This window comes from Variovorax palleresanus (genome assembly GCF_051144945.1).
GTDB lineage: Bacteria > Pseudomonadota > Gammaproteobacteria > Burkholderiales > Burkholderiaceae_C > Variovorax > Variovorax paradoxus_S.
Genome location: NZ_JBJNVP010000002.1, coordinates 3,299,636 through 3,320,705, shown reverse-complemented (window position 1 = coordinate 3,320,705; position 21,070 = coordinate 3,299,636). Strand labels below are relative to the sequence as shown.

The 21,070-nt window shown below is 66.0% G+C and carries 14 protein-coding genes; 7 read left to right on the top strand and 7 right to left on the bottom strand.

Features of this window, described 5'->3' with window-relative positions; translation table 11 throughout:
• Positions 1 to 45: 45 nt before the first annotated feature.
• From ACJ7Z0_RS19445 to ACJ7Z0_RS19435, 3 genes are read right to left on the bottom strand one after another with little or no spacing between them, the layout of a single operon-like run.
• Complete coding sequence (locus ACJ7Z0_RS19445; RefSeq protein WP_434791138.1) at positions 46 to 2,835, bottom strand: sensor domain-containing diguanylate cyclase; 2,790 nt, start codon at positions 2,833 to 2,835, stop codon at positions 46 to 48.
• Positions 2,836 to 2,864: 29 nt separating this feature from the next.
• Entirely contained in the window at positions 2,865 to 5,837 is a 2,973-nt protein-coding gene (locus ACJ7Z0_RS19440; protein WP_434791137.1) for a bifunctional diguanylate cyclase/phosphodiesterase, read from the bottom strand.
• Positions 5,834 to 6,928 (bottom strand): TRAP transporter substrate-binding protein, encoded by a 1,095-nt coding sequence (locus ACJ7Z0_RS19435; RefSeq protein WP_434791136.1) that lies wholly within the window; start codon positions 6,926 to 6,928, stop codon positions 5,834 to 5,836. Before ACJ7Z0_RS19435 ends, ACJ7Z0_RS19440 begins: the two co-directional genes overlap by 4 nt.
• Before the next feature lie 183 nt (positions 6,929 to 7,111).
• On the opposite strand from ACJ7Z0_RS19435, the gene ACJ7Z0_RS19430 reads away from it, so the two are divergent.
• Complete coding sequence (locus ACJ7Z0_RS19430) at positions 7,112 to 8,020, top strand: LysR family transcriptional regulator (protein ID WP_431125140.1); 909 nt, start codon at positions 7,112 to 7,114, stop codon at positions 8,018 to 8,020.
• Between the two features lie 86 nt (positions 8,021 to 8,106).
• Here the strand turns inward: ACJ7Z0_RS19430 and ACJ7Z0_RS19425 are convergent, their stop codons facing one another.
• Complete coding sequence (locus ACJ7Z0_RS19425; protein WP_093023274.1) at positions 8,107 to 8,484, bottom strand: HU family DNA-binding protein; 378 nt, start codon at positions 8,482 to 8,484, stop codon at positions 8,107 to 8,109.
• 154 nt (positions 8,485 to 8,638) lie between these two features.
• Positions 8,639 to 9,553 (bottom strand): LysR family transcriptional regulator, encoded by a 915-nt coding sequence (locus ACJ7Z0_RS19420; RefSeq protein ID WP_434791135.1) that lies wholly within the window; start codon positions 9,551 to 9,553, stop codon positions 8,639 to 8,641.
• 185 nt (positions 9,554 to 9,738) lie between these two features.
• Here ACJ7Z0_RS19420 and ACJ7Z0_RS19415 point away from each other — a divergent pair, with 185 nt between their 5' ends.
• Positions 9,739 to 10,722, top strand: a complete 984-nt coding sequence (locus ACJ7Z0_RS19415; protein ID WP_434791134.1) for a Bug family tripartite tricarboxylate transporter substrate binding protein — start codon at positions 9,739 to 9,741, stop codon at positions 10,720 to 10,722.
• A 116-nt stretch (positions 10,723 to 10,838) separates the two neighbouring features.
• Positions 10,839 to 12,374, top strand: a complete 1,536-nt coding sequence (locus tag ACJ7Z0_RS19410; protein WP_434791133.1) for an amidase — start codon at positions 10,839 to 10,841, stop codon at positions 12,372 to 12,374.
• Between the two features lie 68 nt (positions 12,375 to 12,442).
• On the opposite strand, the gene ACJ7Z0_RS19405 is transcribed toward ACJ7Z0_RS19410, so the two are convergent.
• Positions 12,443 to 13,189: a carbonic anhydrase gene (locus ACJ7Z0_RS19405; protein WP_434791132.1), complete on the bottom strand. Its 747-nt coding sequence runs from the start codon at positions 13,187 to 13,189 to the stop codon at positions 12,443 to 12,445.
• A gap of 191 nt (positions 13,190 to 13,380) precedes the next feature.
• Here ACJ7Z0_RS19405 and ACJ7Z0_RS19400 point away from each other — a divergent pair, with 191 nt between their 5' ends.
• From ACJ7Z0_RS19400 to ACJ7Z0_RS19390, 3 genes are all read left to right on the top strand, one after another.
• Positions 13,381 to 15,606, top strand: a complete 2,226-nt coding sequence (locus ACJ7Z0_RS19400; RefSeq protein ID WP_434791131.1) for a copper-transporting P-type ATPase — start codon at positions 13,381 to 13,383, stop codon at positions 15,604 to 15,606.
• Between the two features lie 87 nt (positions 15,607 to 15,693).
• Positions 15,694 to 15,909 carry a hypothetical protein gene (locus tag ACJ7Z0_RS19395; RefSeq protein ID WP_434791130.1) on the top strand — a complete coding sequence of 72 codons (216 nt, stop codon included), beginning with the start codon at positions 15,694 to 15,696 and terminating at the stop codon, positions 15,907 to 15,909.
• Between the two features lie 147 nt (positions 15,910 to 16,056).
• On the top strand, positions 16,057 to 17,160 hold the full coding sequence (locus ACJ7Z0_RS19390; RefSeq protein ID WP_434791129.1) for an SMP-30/gluconolactonase/LRE family protein: 1,104 nt from the start codon (positions 16,057 to 16,059) through the stop codon (positions 17,158 to 17,160).
• A gap of 22 nt (positions 17,161 to 17,182) precedes the next feature.
• Here the strand turns inward: ACJ7Z0_RS19390 and ACJ7Z0_RS19385 are convergent, their stop codons facing one another.
• On the bottom strand, positions 17,183 to 19,435 hold the full coding sequence (locus ACJ7Z0_RS19385; RefSeq protein WP_434791128.1) for a LamG-like jellyroll fold domain-containing protein: 2,253 nt from the start codon (positions 19,433 to 19,435) through the stop codon (positions 17,183 to 17,185).
• A gap of 282 nt (positions 19,436 to 19,717) precedes the next feature.
• On the opposite strand from ACJ7Z0_RS19385, the gene ACJ7Z0_RS19380 reads away from it, so the two are divergent.
• A complete protein-coding gene (locus tag ACJ7Z0_RS19380) occupies positions 19,718 to 21,031 on the top strand; it encodes a hypothetical protein (RefSeq protein ID WP_434791127.1) in 1,314 nt (437 codons plus the stop codon).
• Positions 21,032 to 21,070: the final 39 nt, after the last annotated feature.

The following is a 21,070-nucleotide window of genomic DNA, read 5'->3' as shown; positions in this document are numbered from 1 at the left end:
CAAGGCCGAGATTGCGGGCGGTGTCGGCCCGACGGGCGCGCGGCCTCAGGCGCTGTAAGGCTCTTGGCGCGGCCACGAGGCGCCGGGCCTGGCTTCAGCCCTGGGCGCGGCCATCATGAAGCGGTTCTTGCCCTCTTTCTTGGCCGCATACAACGCGGTGTCGGCGCGCACGAACAAGGAAGCGAAGTCCTCGTCTTCTTCCGACAGCGCGACGCCGATGCTGGTCGTCGCATGCAGGGTGCGGCCGGGCAGGTTGAAGGCCGGCCGCATGGCGGCCAGCACCTTGCCCGCGACCACCTGCGCTTCGGCGGCACCGGCCACGCCTTCGAGAAGGATCACGAATTCGTCGCCGGCGTAGCGTGCCGCCATGTCGGTGTCGCGCACGCTCTGCCGGAGCCGGCGGCCGAACTCCCTCAGCACCGCATCGCCCGCCGCATGGCCCAGCGAATCGTTGATGGTCTTGAAATAGTCGATGTCCAGGAACAGCAGGCACACCGACAGCCCCGCGCGCCGCGACCTGGCCATGGCGTCGCGCACATGCTCTTCGAACGACCGGCGGTTGGGCAGGCCCGTGAGCGCATCTTCGCGCGCAAGAACGTCCAGCTGCAGCTGCTTTTGCTTCAGGTCGCTGACGTCGTTCGCCAGCACGTACAGGCCGACGACCTCGCCCTCGGCATTCTTCTGCGGCAGATAGGTTGTCTGCAGGGTCCGCTCGCCGATCAGCAGCCGGGCCGTCTGCTCGAAAGACACCACCTCGCCCGCGAAGGCGCGTGCCAGCAGGGGCTTGCGCATTTCGTAGTGCGCATCGCCGATGAACTCCCGGATGGGCCGGTTCATCATCGCATCCGGCGATATGCCGAGCCAGGTCTGGTAGCGGCCGTTGCAGAAGACCACCCGCTCCTCGCGGTCCAGTTCGGTCAGGAGCGCCGGGACGTTGTCGGTCAGGCCCCGCAGGCGGCGCTCGCTCTCGGCGCTTCGCATTTCGGCCTGCTTGCGCTCGGTGATGTCGAAGGTCATGCCATAGAAGCCGCGCACGGTGCCGTCGGTGTTGCGGTCGGGGACGTAGTGCGACTGGTACCATTTTTGGCCGACGCCGCGTGCGGGATCACCCTTCTTCTCGAAGGTGACCGCTTCTCCGGCGAGCACGCGGCGGACGTAGGGCTCGACCACCTCGAAATCCTCGGCGCCGCGCACGTCGGGCAGCAGCTTTCCCACCAGCTCGATGCCGTCGAACAAGGCCCGCAGATGCGCGTTCACGAAGGTGAAGCGCAGCGACGCATCCACGTGGGACACCAGCGCCGGAAGGTTGTCGGTGATGGTGCGTACCCGGGCCTCGCCGGCCGCCCGCTCGCGCTCGGCCACCTTCTGGCGCGTGATGTCGAAGGTCATCACGTAAAAGCCGGCCAGCACGCCGTCGTCGCGAATATCGGGCGCAAGATGGCACTCGAAGAAGCCTTCCTTGCCGTTGCGGTCGTAGGTGCCCTCCGCACGCGTCGGCGTTCCCGCGAGCACCTTGGCAATGTGCGGAACGAGCTGCTGGTAGACCGGATCGGGCAGCGACTCCTGCATGGTCATGCGCCCGATGTCGGCCCGCGTCCTGCCGCGCATGCCGAGCCCCGCCTTGTTGGCGAACAGGCAGCGCTGCTCGCTGTCGAAGTAGGCAACCACCGCCGGCAGGTTGTCGGTCACGTCGCGCAGGAATCTTTCGCTCGCCTGCACCCGTTCCTGAGATGCCTGGCGCTCCTGCATCAGCGAATCGAAGGTGTGCGACAGGTCGCCGACCTCGTCCCCGGGAGGCGCCTCCTTCATGGGCGCATAGGCCGCAGCCGCGCGCGAGACCTGCATGTGCTCGCGCAGCCGGGACAAGGGCGCGAGCTGCGAACGCGCGGTCACGAAGGCAATGGTGCCGGCCACGAACGTCAGCAGCAATACGCCGGCCCATGCGAAGCGCTCGATCTGCTCGATCCGGGCAAAGGCTTCGTCGCGCGGATACATCGCGCCCAGCACCCAGTTGGTCTGGCGGATCGGCTTGAAGGCGTAGAGCCCGCGCACGCCCTTGCGGTTCACGGCATCTATCGTGCCCTCGTGGCCGGCAATGGCGCGCTCCGCGGCGGCATTGCTCCTGCCATCGGCGTTGACGTGCTGGAGCAGCCTGGACTTGTCGGGATGGTCGACGACGATGCCGTCCGTGTTGGTGATGAACATGTAGCCCGTCTTGCCGAATTTCACGTTGGCAAGTTCACCGAGGAAGTTCTGCTCCTTCAGGTTGATCGAGGCGGCGATGACGTAGGCCACGTTGCCCTGCCGGTCCAGCACCGGTTCGGTCATGGCGATCTGCGCCAAGCCGTTCAGCCGATTGCGGTAGGGCTCGGAGATCACGCCGGCCTTGGCTGCCATCGTGCGCTGGAAGTACTCGCGGTCCTTGATGTTGACCCGCCCGATCTGGTGCGCGCCGTTCAGGTTGGCGACCAGCTTGCCGTCGACGTCCACGAAGGCGACGTTGTCGAAGGCCTCTTTCAGCGACTCGTGCCGCATGACGAGGTCCTGCAGCCCGTCGGCACTGGTGAAATTGTGGCTCTCGACGCTGTCGCCAAAGGTCTTGAGCAGGGTGCGGCGGCTCAGGAACTTCTGGTCCACCGCGTCGGCAATGGCCGATATGCGTTCGAGCTGCTCGTCGGCAATGGCGGCCTGCATGTTCCGCTTGATGAAGTAGAGCGCAGCGGTGGTCACCCCGAAGGTCGTCAGGAAAACGATCGCAACCACGCCCGCGGACAGACGAGCGCGCAGGCTGAAACGCGGCTGGCTGGAGCGTGGGAGGCTGAGAGGAAGGCGCATCGTGTGAACTCGCTCAGCGCGGCATGCGTTCAGTCGGCCATCGCGAGGTCCAGCTGTGCTTCGAATTGTTCGATCGGCACCGGCCTGCTGAACAGATAGCCCTGGCACAGCATGGCTCCGTGTGCCTGAAGAAACTCGAACTGCTGATGCGTTTCGACGCCCTCCGCCACGATCTGGAGGTCCAGGTTGCGGGCCATCCCGATGATGGCCTGGATGATCAGTTCGACCTTCGGATCGACCCCGATGTTCTGCACGAAGAACTTGTCGACCTTGATCTGGTTCAACGGCAGCTGCGTCATGTAGGAAAGCGACGAATACCCGGTGCCGAAGTCGTCCATGGAGAAGTGGATTCCCATGGCCGCGAGCAGCTGCATCTTGCCGATCGTTTCGGTCACCTTGTCCTGCAGCAGGCTTTCCGTGAGCTCCAGTTTCAGCCTCGTCGGGTCGGCGCCGGTTCTCCGGATCACCTCGCAGACCCGGTCGGCGAAGTCGTCGGTGCGGAACTGGCGCGCGCTGACATTGACCGCCAGCTGCAGGTGCCGGCGCCTCGGATCGTGGCTCCAGCGCTCCAGTTGCACGCATGCGGTCTCGAGCACCCACATGCCGATCGGCACGATCAACCCGGTTTCCTCGGCCAGTTCGATGAAGCCTCCGGGATTCACCAATCCCTTCACCGGATGCTGCCAGCGGATGAGCACCTCGGCGGCCACGATGTGGCCTTCCGACGTGACCTGGCTTTGGTAGTGCAGCAAGAACTGCTGGCCTTCCAGCGCCGCATGCAGTTCGCTCTCCAGCGTCGCGCGGGCCGTGATGGCCGTCTGCATGGCGACCTCGAAGAACCGCAGCGCGTCGCCGCCCGCCGACTTGGCGTAGTACATGGCGATGTCCGCCTGCTTCAGCAGGTCTTCCAGCGATTGATGCGTGGCGTTGAAGACCACGGCACCGATGCTGCACGTGCTGTGGTACTGGTGGTTGTCGAGCTGGAACGACTGGTTCAGCGCCGTGAGAATGGCCTCGCCGCTGGCGTTGGTCTGCATCGCGGCAACGGCCGGGTCTTCGCTGAGGTTTTCGAGCAGCACCACGAATTCGTCGCCACCGAGCCGCGCAACGGTGCTGCCTTCGCCCAGGCAGCCCTGAAGCCGGACGGCAACCTGCTTCAGCAGCTCATCGCCGATGGTGTGCCCGAGTGCATCGTTGAGCGTCTTGAAGTCGTCCAGGTCGAGAAACAGCAATGCCCCGTGCCGCGACCGCCGGGTGTTGGAGTCGATGCTGGCTTGCAGCCGATGGAGCAGCAGCCGGCGATTGGGCAGGCCCGTCAGGATGTCGTAGAAGGCGAGGTGCTCGATCTCGCGCGCCGCCAGCTTGCTGTCGGTGATGTTGCGCAGGATGACGATGAACCGCGCGTCGATGCCTTCACCGATCAGCTTGCGCGAAACGGAAATCTCGAACCAGAGCGCGCCTTTGGGGCCCCTGCTTTCGAATTGCCTGCCGGACGAGAATCCGAACTCGAAAGCGTCGCGCAGCGCCACCATCACTTCGGCGGCGGCATTGGCCGGCAACAGTTCGGACATCAGCTTGCCGACCGGCTCTCGCACTTTGATGGAGGACCTCGGGCGGCGCGGCGAATGGAAGTGGTAGCACCGGCCATCGATGCCGGCTTCGAGCAGCACGTCGGGCAATGCGTCCAATGTGGCCTGCAACTGCGCCTTGCCTTCGAGGATGTCCGCGAGATGGCGCCTCTTCTCGGTGACGTCGCGGTAGACGCACACCAGGCCGCCGTCCGGCGTGGGACTTTTCACCGCAAGAATCACCTGGCCATTCGGCAAGACGAGTTCCTGCTCGTTTTGTGCCTGCAGGTGGCGCACGTTCTGGTCGTCGATCTCCTGGAACGTCGCCCGCGGCAAAAGCAATGTCTCGGTCCAGGGAAAATAGTCCACGAAGCGGCGGTTCCACGTGACGATGCGGCCGTCGGGGTCGAGCAGCACGAAGCCGTCCACCATGGATTCGAGGGCCTGGTCCAGCGTGGCCTTGGAGCGAAGCAGGTCGCCCCGGGCACGCCATTGCCGGCGCAGCTGCAGATGGGCGAAGTAGCTGACGGCAAGAATCATCAGCGTGAAGGCCAGCGCCGTACCCAGGATCAGATCGCGCTCCCTGCGCCAATCCTCCAGCGCAAAAGTGAGCGGGATGCCCGCGACGATCAGCAGGTTCCGTTGCAGCGTGGGGCGGGCCACGACGATGGCGGGAGTGCCGCTGAGCCGTGCAAGCATCCGCCGCGGACTCCCGTCGCTGATCTGGTCGGTCACCGCGGGGCTGATGGACCGGCCGGCAAGGTCGTCGCGCGGCGGCATGCTGGCCAAGAGCGGCCCCGCTTCGCGCTCCAGCGTGACCTCGAGCCCCTTGATACTCGCGCCCTGCGCAAGAATGGTGGTGAGCATCGACACCTGCACTTCGGCCACCGCCACCAGCCGGCTGCCGTCGGCGAGCCGGAGCACACGCCCGAAGTACAGCACCTGCTGCGATGTCGCCAGGCTGACCGAAGGCGCGCTGATCGCCAGCAGGGATCCCGGCCGGTTCAGGAGCTCTTTCAGGAATCCGTCGGGCAGCTGTACCGCCAGCCCGGCGCCCCGGCGATCGGAAGACCCGACGACCGCACCGTCCGGCTTCAGGAAAGCAAGGTACCGCACCAGCAGGCTCTGGCGCACGATGGTCTCGACCAATTGCGCCGTCTCGGGTTGCGCAATATCCGCCGCAACGTTGGCTTCGGTGGATTTGCGCAGAAACTGCCCCATGCCCGCGAGCAGCATGTCCACGGCCAGAAGGCTTCGGTTGAGCGCGGCTTCCGACGCGCCGACGAACCGCTTGGCCTCGATCTCGCTTTCGGCAATCGCCTTCTGGTAGGTCTGCCACATCGTCAGGGCGGCAATCGACAGAACGGCGCCGAGAAACAGCGCCGCAACCCCATAGACGAAGGCGGTGATGCGGCGGGGCAGCGGCTTGTTCACTGTCCGACGGGTGCCTTGATGCCCACCACGGGGCCGGCGGTCTGGTTCCAGACCTCCGCGCACACCGCCCCGCACCGCTGCACCCATCGCGTCAATACGCTCGTGGCGAAGATGTCGCGCCTGCGGCGCTCGTCATCCGCCGAAGGGCGTGCCTCCACCATGGCGCCCTTGGTGCCTTTCACGCATGTCGAAGCGCCTGTGTTGCACGCAATGCCGTTGCCGGTGTCGCGCTCCGATTCGGCCCACACCGCGGTCTCGAGCTTGGGAAGTTCGCTTTTCAACAGGAGCTTCAAGTCCGGAGGAAGGGCGTTCCATGCATCGATGTTGGCGCCGAACACGGCGATGCCCCAGCTGATGGGCATTGTGTAGAGAGAGTTGGTGATCTTGTGCAGGCCCAGCGTGTTGCCGGACATGGCACCGGTGATCGCGCATTCGGTGTTTTCCGAACTCATGTTGGCCATGAGTTCGGCAAATTCGGTGAACACCGGGACCCCCTTCAGGGCTCGGACGAAGTCGGCCTGCGTGCTGCCCGAAACGCGAATGCGCCGCCCTGCCAAGTCCGAGAGCTGCTTCACGGGCTGCTTGCAGAAGATCACCTGGGCCGGATAGACATACACCGCAAGAACCTCGACGCCATGGCGCTCGCGCAGCGTTTTTTCCAGATAAGGCCTGAAAGCGGCGATCACCCGGCGCAAGGTCGGCATGTCGGGGTTCAGGCCCGCGATGTCCGGGGTACCCAGTTCAGGGTACTCATTGCTGATCTGGGTCAGCAGCGCGGTCCCGAACGGAATGACGCCCAGCCGCATGAGGTTGAGCATTTCCGGGCCGGGAACGCCGGCCTGGTTGAACGGAACAATGCTCGCGCTGTATTTGCCGCCGCTCAATCGCGCCAGATCCTTGCTCCAGAAGGGTTCCTCCTGAAGCGTGTACTGGCTCACGCTGGCCAGGCCACCCACGATCCGCAGCCTTTGCGCGGGCGCGGCCTGCTGGGCCTCGCTGTTTGTCGCTGCGAAAGCCAGAAAAAGAGCGGCAACCTGCGCCATCCACACGACGCGTTGCCAAGCAGCAGAAGATGCTTCGCCGGACTTCATGGCCCGGATCATGATGCCGAATTGCGCCTTAAGTCACAATTTTTTTACAAAAGACCACGATTCTGGCATCCCGCCCATCGATGTTCGCGAGAGCGCGTTGCGTACAGGGCACAGGGCTACCATCCGCAGGCCCGGGAGCCGAAATTCCGGAACCGCGGACCATTTCATCCAGATTCCAGACCGATGCCAGCGCCCGACCTTTCCAGCCGCCAGTTGCGCGCGTTCACCGCCCTGGCCGAGCAGCGTAATTTCACGCGGGCGGCACAGACCTGCCATCTGTCGCAACCCGCGTTCAGCGCGCTGATCCGCACGCTGGAAGAGACGCTCGGCGCCCGCCTGTTCGACCGCGACACCCGCAGCGTGCAACTCACGCCCGAGGGCCGGCTGTTCGAGCCTTCGGCGCGGCGCCTGCTGGACGACATGCAAGGCGCCATCGGCGACCTTGCCGACCACGCCCAGCGGCGCAAGGGCCGCGTGAGCGTGGCGGCGCTGCCCTCGCTCGCGGCCGGATGGCTGCCCGCCATCCTCGCGGAATTCATGCACCAGTGGCCCGGCATCACGGTCGAGCTGCACGACGCGCTGTCGGACGCCTGCATTGCGCAGCTTCGCAGCCACCAGGCGGACTTCGCGCTGGCGGCCACGGGGGCCGGTGCGGCCGCGGCCAGCGACCTGCGTGGGCGCAAGCTCTGCGACGACCGTTTTCACCTCGTGTGCCGCAAGGACCATCCGCTGGCCGGCGCACGCAGGCTCACGGCAAAGCAGCTCGCGCCCTGGCCCTTCATCCAGATGGCTCGCAACAGCAGCGTGCGCCAGTCGCTCGATGCGGCCCTGCACCCGCTCCGGCTCAACGCGGTGTTCGAGGTCGAGCACCTGGCCACGGTGATGGGCCTGGTGGAGGCGGGCATCGGCATCAGCGTGGTGCCGGAGCTCACGCTTTTTCACTTCCGGCGCGACACCCTGGTGACACGGCCGCTGCCGCTGCCCGGCCTGACGCGGTCCATCTACCTGGTGCAGCGGCGGGAAGGGAGCCTGTCGGTGGCGGCCCAGACGCTGCACGATTTGATCCTTGCGCGGCTGGGCACCCTCAACTGAAGAAGTCCTGAAAAAGAAAACGGCCCCGAAGGGCCGTCGTCGCAGCAGCAGCCTTGCAGCCGCCGCGAACTTGCGCGTTGCGCGATTTACTTCTTGGCCTTCTTGGCGGGAGCGGCGGCCTTCTTTGCCGGCGCTGCCTTCTTGGCGGCAGGCTTGGCTGCTGCCTTGTCGGCCTTGCGCTTTGCAGCCTTGGGGTCGATGGCGGCCTTGAACGCTGCGCCCGGCACGAACTTGGGCACCTTCTGCGCGGCGATCTTGATCTTCGCGCCGGCTTGCGGGTTGAAGCCGGTGCGCGCGGCGCGGGCCACTTGCTTGAAGGTGCCGAAGCCGATGAGCTGCACGGGGTCGCCCTTCTTCACTGCGGCGATGATGGAGCCGGTAACGGTTTCCAGGATGCGGGCGGCTTCAGCCTTGCTGACGGTGTGGGCGGTGGCGATCTTTTCGACCAGTTCGATACGGTTCACTTGAAAATTTCCTTTGGATTGTTCTCGTCATGTTGCCAATGACGGCGCAGCGGCTGAGGCCGTCTGCAAGCGGCGCGGAGTGTAGCGCACGCGGCGGCCTCCAAAGATCGGAGGCGCTTTTGCAGCCCCGCAAAGACCGCTTTCCCGGGTGCTTTCAGATTGCTTCCTTGATGGCATCCGTCAGGTATCGCACGAAGGCTTTTCCCGCATCGGGCAGCGAACGGCCCGCCAACGTCTCGACCTCCAGGTGGCGCTCGTTCATTTCGCGGTCTTTCAGCGCAATGGCGACCAGCGCCTTGGATTTCAGCTGCGTGCGGATCGACAACTCGCCATAGAAGGCGATGCTGCCGCCGCCCGCGGCCGCAAAACTGACCAGCGCATTCGCATGGTTGCTGGACATGGCCTGCACGTAGCGCAGCCCTTGCCTGCTGCAGCTGATGTCGAGCAGTTGGCAGATGGAGCTGTCCTGCGGCGGCAGCCCGAGCGGATAGGCCACCACCTGGCGCAAGGAGAGCTGGCGCTGCGCCGCCAGCGGATGGTCGTTGGCCATCACCGCGAGGATCGGGCTCGGGTGGCGCAGCTCGATCTTGATGCCCGGCTCGGGCAGCGCGCTCAAGGTGATGCCGACATCGGCCTCGCCATCGCGGATGCGGCCGGGAATCTCGCGCGGCGAGCAGACTTCCAGATGGAAGCGGATGCCCTCGTGCTTGCTGCGAAAGCGCGAGATCAGCGTGGGCAGGAAGTCGAACGCGAAGCCTTCGGTGCTGGCCACCCGCACACGCCCGCTGCGCAAGCCGCGCAAGCCCTGGATGTCGCTCGCGACCCGCTCGATGTCTTGTTGCACCCGCTTGGCATGCGCGGCCAGCAGCTCGCCGGCCGCGTTGGGCACCATGCCCCGTGCGTGCCGGTCGAACAGCAAGGTGTCGAGCTCGCGCTCCAGGCGCGCCACCTGCCGGCTCACGGCCGAAGGCGCCACGTTGAGCCTGGTTGCGGCCTCCTTCACCGAGCCGGTTCGCACGACCTCCAGAAAGTACCGGACCGCCGTCTCCTGAAGTGCGTGAAGCGACATGGATTCTCCTGGGCAGCTGTTATCGGAAACCGCGGTGCGTGGATTGCCAAAACGGCAATCCACAATTCTAAACATTGCGCTTGTGGCAGGGGACTTCGGCTCCTAGGATGAAACTGCCTTCCCGCTTCACGCTTTCGCAGCCTCGCCTTTTATTGCAGCGTCCCGTCCCCTCAGGAGAACTCTTCATGAAACGCTTTCCCGCTTTCGCCAGCATGGTGCTGATGTCCTGCCTCGCACTGTCGACTCTGGCAGCGGCTGCCGCGGAGACCGGATTTCCGACGCGGCCGGTCACGCTCGTGATTCCCTTTCCGCCCGGCGGCGCCACCGACGTGAACGGGCGCGTGATCGCCCAGCGCCTGGGCAAGGAGCTCGGGCAGCCCGTGGTCATCGAGAACCGCGCGGGTGCCGGCACGGTGATCGGGGCGAGCTACGTTTCCAAGGCCGCGCCGGACGGCTACACGCTGCTGATCAGCTCGGGCACCACGTTCACCGTCAACCCGGCCATCCGCTCGAATCTTCCGTACGACCCGGTCAAGGGCTTCGACCAGATCGGCCTGGTCGGACGCGTCGGCCTCATCCTGCTCGCGAACAGCGAAGTGCCGGTGAAGACGGTCAAGGAATTCGTCGACTACGTGAAGGCATCGCCCGGCAAGTATTCGTACGCGTCGTACGGCACCGGCACCACATCGCAGTTCACGGGAGAAACCATCCTCCACGTCGCGGGCCTCAAGATGACGCACGTTCCGTACAAGGGCAGCGCCCCGGCCATGACGGACCTGATGGGCGGCCAGGTTCCGTTCAGCATCGACACGGTGAGCGCCGCCATCCCCCAGCTCAAGAACGGCAAGATCAAGGCCATTGCGGTGACCACGGCCAAGCGCTCCGCCCTGTTGCCCGACGTGCCCACCCTGGCGGAAAGCGGCTACCCCGACATCAACATGGACAGCTGGCTGGTGGTGTCGGCGCCGAAGGGCCTGCCTGCCGAGGTGAAGGCCAAGCTCGAGAAGGCGCTGGCCGCAACCATGGCCGACGCCGACACCCGGGCCAAGCTGACCGCCCAGGGCCTGGAGCCGGCCTACAGCAATTCGGCCGCCGTGAGCGAACTGATCAGCAAGGAACTGCCCTTGATGCGCGCCATTGCCGCGCGCGCCAACATCACCTCCGACTAGATGAACGCCCCCCGAAGCGCCTTCGGCGCCTCCCCCCACTGGGGGGCGCACCCGGCGGCCGGGCAAAGCCCGATCCGCGGGTGCACTGGACCGGGCCCCTTGGAACAACCACCGACATGAGCACTCGCACCGAATTGATCGAACAATCCGCCGTCGAACTGCGCCGCCTCATTGGCAGCAAGGCGGTCTCGCCGGTCGAGCTACTGGAGGCCTGCATCGCGCAGATCGAGCGAGTGAACCCGTTCGTCAATGCCGTGACTGCCACCTGCTTCGATCGCGCGAGAGCCGAAGCCAAGGCCGCTGAAGCGGCCGTGATGCGCGGCGACTCGCTGGGCCTGCTGCACGGCCTTCCGCTCGGCGTGAAGGACCTGGAGCCCACCGAAGGCCTGCTCACCACCTGGGGCTCCGCGATCTTCCGCGACCACGTGCCGCAGGAAGACATCGAACTGGTGGCCCGCCTTCGCAAGGCCGGCGCCATCGTGGCGGGCAAGACCAACGTTCCCGAGATGGGCGCCGGCGCCAACTCGCGCAACGACGTGTGGGGCGCCACCGGCAACCCGTTCAACCCGAACCTGAATGCCGGGGGCTCTTCCGGCGGTTCGGCGGCGGCGCTGGCCTGCGACATGCTGCCCGTGTGCACCGGCTCCGACACCGGCGGCTCGCTGCGGATACCGGCCGCCAAGTGCGGCGTTGTGGGCTTTCGGCCTTCACCAGGCATCGTGCCCAGCGTGCGAAAGCTGCTGGGCTGGACACCCATCTCCGTCGTCGGCCCCATGGGGCGCACCGTAGCAGACGCCTGCCTGCAGATGGCGGCCTCCGCGGGCATGCACGCCGGCGACCCGCTGAGCTACCCGCTGGACCCGCTGTCTTTTTTGAAGCCGGCGGACGTCGACCTGAGCAGGCTTCGGGTGGCGTGGACCGAAGACTTCGGCGTCTGCGCGGTGGACGACGGCATCCGCGCCACGATGCGCCGCAAGATCGACGCCATGCGGCACCTGTTCAAGCGCTGCGACAAGATCGAGCTGGACCTGGGCGAAGCGCACCGCTGCTTCGACGTGCTGCGTGCCGAAGCCTTCGTGGCGGGCATGCAGGCCGCCTACCAGCGCGACCCGGCCAGCCTGGGACCCAACTCGCGCGCGAACTACGAGATGGGCGCGCAGATGAGCCTGCTCGACAGCGCCTGGGCGCAGGCCGAGCAGACCCGGCTCATCAAGCGCTTTCAAGCGACCTTTGCCGACTACGACCTGATTCTTTCGCCCACCACGCCCGTGTCGCCGTTCCCGTGGACGCAGCTGTACGCGGACACCATCAATGGCGAGAAGCAGGCCAACTACTACCGCTGGCTGGCGTTGACGTATGTGGTCACGCTGACGACGCATCCCGCGCTTTCGCTGCCCTGCGGCATCGATCACGCGGACATGCCGTTCGGGCTGCAGATCATCGGCGGTTTCCGCGCCGACCACCAGGTGCTGGGCGCCGCGCATGCCATGGAAATGGCATTCGCAGCCGATGGACAACTGCGCCGCCCGCGCCCCGACCTTTCGGCTTTGCGCATGGCGGAACCTGCGCTCACCTCCATCGTCACGACACCGCCGGGCCCGCATGGCGGCAGCCCTGCGGCTGTGGCCCGGCCAGCAGTTTCCGCCGTCTGAGAAAACCGCGCCAAACTGAAAAAGCCCCCGGCTCTGCGAAGAACCGGGGGCTTTTTTTGGCTTGGCGTTCAGCGGCTGGCGGGGGCTGCGCGATTGGACGTCAGCGACACCGACGGAAAGCGGATCAGCGGACGCCCGTTGAGCTCCTGCAGCTTCCGGTTGTTGTGGGCATAGCGCGCGCGGAACTGCGCAATCTGTGCCGGAGACAGCGACACCGGCGTCTGCAGCACATACCACTCGACGTTCTCAGTCAGCGGCGGCGTGGTCAGCGAGCCCAGGTAGTGGTAGTAGGCCTTGTCCTTGGGCAGGAGAACGGAGATGTCGGCCTTGGACAGCTCGCCGTGGCCTTCCTTCTCGAGCGCCGTCAGCACCTTGGCCGCCAGCGGATTGGCCGCGCCTTCGCGGTACATGACACCCACCACGGCCAGGCGACCGTCCACGGCACGGAACACGAAATGCCCCTCGAGCGGGAAGTGCTTGCCGTCCACCGTGTGCTCGCTCTCGGCATGGAAGTGGAACTGCAGCAGTTTGAAGTGCCGGCCGCGAATCATGGCGTCCGGCCCCTTCGCCTCGACCTCCACCGCATGGCCGTTGTCGACGACGTCGAGCTCCGCGCGAGCGTTGCTCAGGCGAATGTCTTGTGGCTCGAGCGCATCGCCAGCCTTGGCTTCACCGGTAGGAATATCGATCGGCGACTGGGCGCTGTCGTGAACCGCCTTCCAGTTTTCCTGGTGGTCGTAGTCGAGCGCCTGGGCGTGGACCGTTGAAGTCGCGAGCAGCGCAACCGTCAGGAGATGGCGAAAAACAGGAGGCATGGGCAGGGGTTTCAAGAGAGTTTGCGAGATCTAGAGGTGCAAGTTCGGGCAGCGCCAGGGCGCAGCCTCTTGACCTTGACATGATGTCAACCGTGAAACTGACGATTGTCCGGATGCCAACCTGACCCGAGGCTGACCGCAAGCGCGACTGCGGCACGCGCAATTTCATGGTTTCCCGCTGGAGAATTCGAATGAACGACACGCGTTCCAATTCCAAAGATCATCATCATCACGAAGGCCATCGTGCGCCGGTGAACCGAGGAAAGCCAAACGCGCCGGACGCGGCGGTCGGATCGCCGGGCACCATCTACACCTGCCCGATGCATCCGGAAATCCGGCAGGACCACCCCGGCAACTGCCCCAAGTGCGGCATGACGCTGGAGCCCGAGATGCCGAGCCTCGATGAAAAGGAAGACCCGGAGTTGCGCGACTTCAAGCGGCGATTCGTCTGGACCTTGCCGCTCACCATCGCGGTCACCGTGCTCGGCATGGCTGGACACCGCCTGCAATGGTTCGAAATGGCGACGCAGAGCTGGATCGAACTGGTGCTTGCCGTTCCCGTGGTGCTGTGGGGCGGGTGGCCCTTCTTCGAGCGTGCGGTGCAATCCGCGGTGAACCGAAGCCCGAACATGTGGACGCTCATCGGCCTGGGCACCGCCGCCGCGTTCGTCTACAGCGTGGTGGCCACGGCGGCGCCGCGCGTGTTTCCCGATTCGTTCATGTCGATGGGCCGCGTGGCGGTGTACTTCGAGGCGGCCGCGGTGATCATCTCGCTCACCCTGCTCGGCCAGATTCTCGAACTCAAGGCGCGTTCGCAAACCTCGGCGGCCATCAAGTCGCTGCTGGGCCTTGCACCCAAGACGGCACGCCGCATCAAGGCCGATGGCGTTGAAGAAGATGTTCCTATCGCGCATGTGCATGTCGGCGACAAGCTGCGCGTCCGGCCCGGCGAAAAGGTGCCGGTGGACGGCGTGGTGGTCGAGGGCATCAGCGCTGTCGACGAATCCATGCTCACGGGCGAACCGCTGCCGGTCACCAAGCGCGTCGGGGACAAGCTCATCGGCGCGACGCTGAACACCAGCGGGTCGCTGGTGATGCAGTCGGAGAAGGTCGGCTCGCAGACCTTGCTCGCAAGCATCGTGCAGATGGTGGTGCAGGCCCAGCGCTCCAGGGCGCCGATGCAGCGCATGGCCGACCGGGTGGCCGGCTACTTCGTCATGACCGTGATCGGCATCGCGGTGCTGACCTTCTTTGCATGGGGCTTCTTCGGGCCGGCTCCGAGCTGGACCCACGGGCTCATCAATGCCGTGGCGGTGCTCATCATCGCCTGCCCCTGTGCACTCGGCCTGGCCACGCCGATGTCGATCATGGTGGCCACCGGCAAGGCGGCCACGCAGGGCGTGCTGTTCCGCGATGCGGCCGCCATCGAGAGCTTCCGCAAGGTCGACGCGCTCATCGTCGACAAGACCGGCACACTGACCGAGGGCAAGCCGCGGTTCGACCGCGCGGTGGCCACGTCCGGCTTCACCGAGGACGAAGTGCTGCGCCTCGCGGCCAGCCTCGACCAGGGGAGCGAGCATCCATTGGCGCATGCCATCGTGCAGGCGGCGCGCGAGCGCAACCTTGCGCTGGGCACGGCGGACGAGTTCGAATCCGCCAGCGGCATCGGCGTGAGCGGCAGCGTCGGCGGCAAGAGGCTGGCGCTCGGCAACACTGCGCTGATGGATCAACTGGGCGTTGCGGTCAGCGATCTCAAGCCGCAGGCCGAGGCCCTGCGCGCCGAAGGGGCCAGCGTGATGTTCCTCGCCGCCGACGGCAAGCTGGCCGGCCTGCTCGCCGTGTCCGATCCGGTCAAGGCCACCACCGCGGAGGCATTGCAGGCGCTCAAGGCTTCGGGCATGCGCGTGATCATGGCCACCGGCGACGGCCTGACCACCGCCCACGCGGTGGCCGCCAGGCTGGGCATCGACGAGGTGCACGGCGAAGTCAAGCCCGCCGACAAGCTGGCGTTGGTGGACCGGCTGCAGCGCGAAGGACGCATCGTCGCCATGGCCGGCGACGGCATCAACGATGCGCCCGCGCTCGCCAAGGCCGACGTGGGCGTGGCGATGGGGACCGGCACCGACGTGGCCATGAACAGCGCCCAGGTCACGCTGGTCAAGGGCGACCTGCGCGGCATCGCGCAGGCGCGCATCGTCTCCGAGCAGACCATCGCCAACATGAAGCAGAACCTGGGCTTTGCCTTCATCTACAACGCGCTGGGCGTGCCCTTGGCCGCCGGCGTGCTGTATCCGTTCACGGGATGGCTGCTGTCGCCGATGATCGCGGCCCTGGCGATGAGCCTGAGCTCGGCGTCGGTCATCACCAATGCGCTGCGGCTGAGAGCGAGCGGGCCCGTCAAGCTGCCGGTCGAGTAGCGCCTGCCGAGGTGCCGAACGGCCAATTCAAGCAGCATTCGAATTCCGCCTACAGACATTCCGCCGCAACTTGTGCAAGTTGAGCGCATGACACAACCCATCGAACTCATCATCGAGGAGCCAACCCTCGGTTCATATGTCTGGCGCCTGCTCGAAACCGACACGGAGGGAGCGAATCCCAAAGTGCTGCGCGACGCCTTCGACGCGGCGGACACTTATGAAGCCGCACTGGCCGCCGGGCAACGTGCGCTGCAGACTGAAATTCGACGACGAGCCGCACCCGCCCACGCCGAGAACGCATGATCCGCCGGCAGGCCTCATGAAGCGGTGAGGCCTGCCGCGCGTGCTGGAGCGGCACTTGATTTCCTTCGATACGTAAGATCGGACTGGGCCCTCGCCTGCGAGCACAGGCGAGCCGCCCCCTTTCACAACGACAAAGGAGATCTACCGATGCAGAACGGAAACCGTCATCGCCGCCAATTCCTGAAGTCCGCTGCGGGATCAGGATTGGCGGCCCTCACGGGCCTGGCCGATGCGCAATCTTTTGAATTCAAGCCCAACCAGCGCTATCCGGATCCGTCGGTGCTGATCCTGGATCCGAGCTTTGCGAAGTACCGCATCTACAGCAGCACCATCGAGCAGGTGGGCACCGGCATGCGCTGGGCGGAGGGCCCGGTGTACTTTCCCGAGGGCGGCTACCTGCTGTGCAGCGACATTCCGAACAACCGGATCATGAAGTACGACGAGAAGACCGGCAGGTTCACGGTGCACAAGCAGAACGCCAACTTCGCCAACGGCAACACCCGCGATCGCCAGGGCCGGCTCGTCACCTGCGAACACTCGGTCACGCGCCGCGTGGTGCGCACCGAGAAGGACGGCCGCATGACGGTGCTGGCCGACAGTTTCGATGGCAAGAAGCTCAACGCGCCCAACGACGTGGTCGTGAGGTCGGACGACACCGTGTGGTTCACCGATCCGATCTTCGGCATCAACGGCGAGTGGGAAGGCTCCAGGGCGGCGCCGGAACAGCCGACGACCAACGTCTATCGCATCGCCACGGACGGCAAGCTCACCGCGGTGATCACCGATCTCGTGAACCCGAACGGCCTCGCGTTTTCTCCCGACGAGAAGAAGCTCTACGTGGTCGAGTGGAAAGGCACGCCTCACCGCAGCATCTGGAGCTACGACGTTTCATCCGACGGTGCCAGCGTGTCGAACAAGACCAAGCTGATCGACGCGGACGGCCCGGGTGCGCTCGACGGATTTCGCGTCGACCGCGACGGCAACCTCTGGTGCGGCTGGGGCTTCAGCGGCGCATTCGCGCCGGAGCCAACCGACATCGGCGGCGGAATGAAGGCCCATCTGCCGCTCGGAAAGTCGGAGGAGCTCGATGGCGTGAAGGTCTTCAACCCACAGGGCAAGCCGATCGGCTTCATCCGGCTGCCGGAGCGCTGTGCCAACCTCGAGTTCGGCGGGCCGAAGCGCAACCGCCTCTACATGGCGAGCAGCCATTCGCTCTATGCGCTTTACGTGGAGTCGCACGGAGCGGTTTAGCCATGGGCGGCCCGATGCGGTGCTACGCCACCAGCGACGCAATCTCCGCCGCACTCAGCGCACCGTGGTAGATCCGGAAGTCGTCGAGCCGGCCGCGCAGGAATGGATCGGCTGAATACTGCGAACGACCGAGAAAGTTCTGCGTGGTCTCTCCGAGATCGAAGGGCGCCAGCGTCATCTGCGCATTGCTCCCGGCCACGGCGCCGTCGACATACAGCGTGCCGAGCGCGCCGGACAGAGTGACGGCCACATGCACCCAGCGGCCGGTGGGCAGCGGCGACGAGCCTTCGATCATCTGCGTGTTGTAGCCGTGGACGGTGGAGATCGCATAGCGCACCGTGCCCGCGCCGCTGCGCGGCGTCAGCATCATGTAGCGGCGCTCGCCGGAGCCCAGATCGAACACACGCGACCACGTCGAGATGGCGTCCAGGTACACCCAGCACGCGATCGTGAAGTCGGCCAGGTTCTTCACCGGCGCCGCCGGCAGGTTGACGCTGGCCGCCGCGCTGGCCAGGGCGACCGCGCCGCCCTCGTGCCCAGCCACCCATCCCGCACCGCCCGCGAGTTCGCTTGCGGCGAAGCGGCCCGCCGTATCGGCGGCCGAAGTGCCCTGCGCCTCGTCGAACTTGAGCTGCATCAGCAGCTCGGCCTTGATGGCGGCCCTTGCCTCGGTGGAAGGGGCGCTCTCTCCGCCCGCGTTCACGGCCACCACCACGTAGTGCCACACCTCTCCCGCAGCGACGGCACCGTCGGTGAAGGTGAGCGTATCGGTGATGCCCGAGGTCACAGTGGCGTAGGGCCCGCCCGCAACGGCCGCGCGCTTGACCGTGTAGCTCAGCGCACCGGTGCTGCCCCACCAGGACAACACGACCTGCGCTCCGCGCACCCGGGCCGTGAGCCCGGTCGGCGGCACGAGCGTGGCGAGCGGGTCGCGCGTGTAGGTCAGCGTTCCGAAGCCCAGTTGATCGCCGTTGTTGCCGTCTCCCTCGGGACGCATCTGCGCGACTTGCAGGGCGGTGTAAGGGGTCGCGATGCCCAGGCGGTTCGCATAGTGGTTGTGTACGCTCTCCCAGATTCCTCGGCGGTGCCCCTGGCCTCCGGTCGACAACACGGACTGCGTGCCCTGCCTGTTGACGTTGGTGAAGAAGGGCACCGTGTAGAAGGCGCCGGCGCCATCCAGAAGATTGGACTTGGCCACGTACTCGGCGCCCGCGAGGAAGCGATTGTTCTCGTAGCCGTAGATGTCGTCGCCCTGGTTCCACGCCATCTCGCAGAACGCCCCGGCAAGGCCGATGCCGAGCGTGCAGTGCCCCTGGTCGCGCCCGCTCTCCTGCCACTGGCCGAGGTAGCCGGGATGCACGTGATAGACCGCCTGCAGGCCCGCGCCGTTGCCCTGGCCCGTCTTGTAGTAACTCAGCGCCTCGTCGTAGATGTCCGGCCGGTCGCAGAGCACGCCGATGGCCAGCATCGAGGCCATGGCGCACTGGTCCCAGTTGGCCCAGTAGTTGGTGATCTGGGCGCCGTTGTGGACGGTGAGGAAGTGGTGGTTGATCGGATAGAAGATGTCCAGCATCATGGTCTGGAAGCGCGCGAAATCGGCCGGCGCCCAGCCTGGGTAGGTGCGCATGATCTCGGCCGCGTTCGCGAATTGGTAGCCGTAGATGCCCGCCGCGAGAAAGCGGTCCGCATTGCCCGTGACCTCTTTGAGCGTGGAGGACCACTCGTTCAGGAAGACCACGGCCAGGTCGGCATAGCGCGTGTCCTGCGAGACCTTCCAGCGCAGCGCGAGTTGGTAGGAGCGTGCGACGTCGATGAAGAACTGCGCGAAGTTCTGGCCCTCGCCACCTCTCACCACCGTGACCAGCGGACGCGGTTTCGCACCGAGTTGCGCGCGGCCGCTGCCTGTCAACGCATTCCAGCCGGCCAGCCATGGTTGCGCCTTGTCCTTGACCTTCTGGCGCATGCGCTCGAAGTCGGCCTCCGTGTGAAGAAGGCCGGGGTGGACGAACTTTCGGAGTTGGGATGGAGATGGCGACGGTGCCGGAGCGGGTACTGATTCGGCAGCGGAATCCGTTGCCGCAGCGGGCGCAGCAACTGGCGCCGCCGAGGCGTCCTGCGGCGCCGCGGCCACGGTGCCGAAGCTGCCCGCCCCCAGGCCACCGCCTCCTCCGCCGCCGCCACACGCGGTCGTGCCGAGCGCGACCAGGCTCACCGCCCCCATGCAGAAAGCACGTCGATCTAGAGGAATGTTGTTTTCGCTGTCTTGTGGATGCATGTCGAATGGCGATGGTTAGAAATTGTTACTGCAACATGCATGCCAATCGGCCGATGAAATCTTTTCCATTCGTTGATCGCGCTTGGCGAGCATGACGACGTGCCGCGGGCGCGTCAGAAATGACAATCGGCGTCACATCGAGCCGCCGATGGGCTCAGGAATGTCACTTGGCGGAGCCAGGGGTAGAGTGAGCCTGCAGCTTTTGTCTCGAGTTCGAATCGATTGCCACACCTCGACGCGCTTCTTCTCGCCGCCTTGCGTACTGCACCGCGCCGGTACCGCATGCTGTCTTTGCCACACAACGCTGAAGCAGCCGTGGCAAGCGGCGCCGACGTCGCGCTTGCCTTCGCGATCGAAGACGCCTGCCTCGCGGTACGGCGGCATCTACCGCCGTCGCCGCACTCGCAAGAGACGTTCACCTGGGCACTGGCGCAGTTGATTCGGCAGGCACTCGCAACGGACGGCGGCGACCCGGCCTTTCAGGCGATCGTGCTGCAGGCGCGGGATGCAACGGTTCACGAACACGTGCAGCTGCGCAGAAGGCGCGCGGCCGATCAGCGCGCCGTGAGAACCGCGACCGATGCGATCGCGCATCCCGGCAAGCTGCGCCGCATGCCCACCGGCGAGGCGCGCGAGGCACTGGCGCGGCTGCACGCGCGGGCAGCGGCGGGCTCCTGGGCAGCGCTGGCGCAAGCTGTCGAACGCGCGCTCGCGCAGGATCTTTCCGAACAGCCGGAACTGCGGGCACCACTCAACACCATGCTCTCCAGCCCGGCGCTGGCACGACTCCAACGCGGCGACGAATTGCTTCGCCTCGACGCCGTGCAGCGCTACCAGGCACTGTGCGAACGGCGTGGGCCGCTGGCGGGCAGCCATGCCGCTGCCGCCGAAGGCCGCACGTCGGCGCGCGAGGGCGAAAGGGCCGAGCAGGCCGCCGCCGAGGCATTCGGCAAGATGGCCGAGTTGCTGAATCGCCACCACGAAGGGACAGCTGCCTACCGCGTGGTGCGCAGTCTTCGAACGCCGCGCGGGTTTCCGGGAGCGGCGAACAAGGCCAAGGAAGAGTGGGACGCCGCCCTCTTGCGGAGTGAACCGGGCGCTGCTGCCGAACTGGTTCTTCTCGCCGAGATCAAGGCGTCGCCCAGTGCGGCGGCATCCGACTTTCCTCGCCTGCTGCGCGGACTGCGACGGCTCGCGCACGCAAGTGCCGACGCGGTCTACGCCTTTGCATCGGTCGATGGCGAGGCACGCGTTCTCGGAGCCTCGCTTCGCGAGCTCGAACCCGCCGGCCATTCACTGCCGGGGCACGTGATCTATTGCTGCTCGGCTGCGGCCGAGCCGCCGCCGCAGGTATTGAGTGCAGCGAGCAAGGCCGTGCTGCTCGCCGAGCCCGCGAGCCTCGCCTTCGCGGAGCAAATTGCGCGCGGTGAATCGCCGCCGCATGCCGCTCTCGCTCCCGTATGGAATGAACTCCAGAATGCGCCGCGCTTGCGGGCCGCGCTGCATCAGTACGAAACCGCGGTAAAAGCCCGGGCCGCGATGCTGCGTCCCGACGACCTGCTGGCGGCCGTGGAGCGAAGCCTTGGTCAATCCTGAGTGGCCAGTTCCCCTTCGCCACGGCGCGACGGCCCTCGC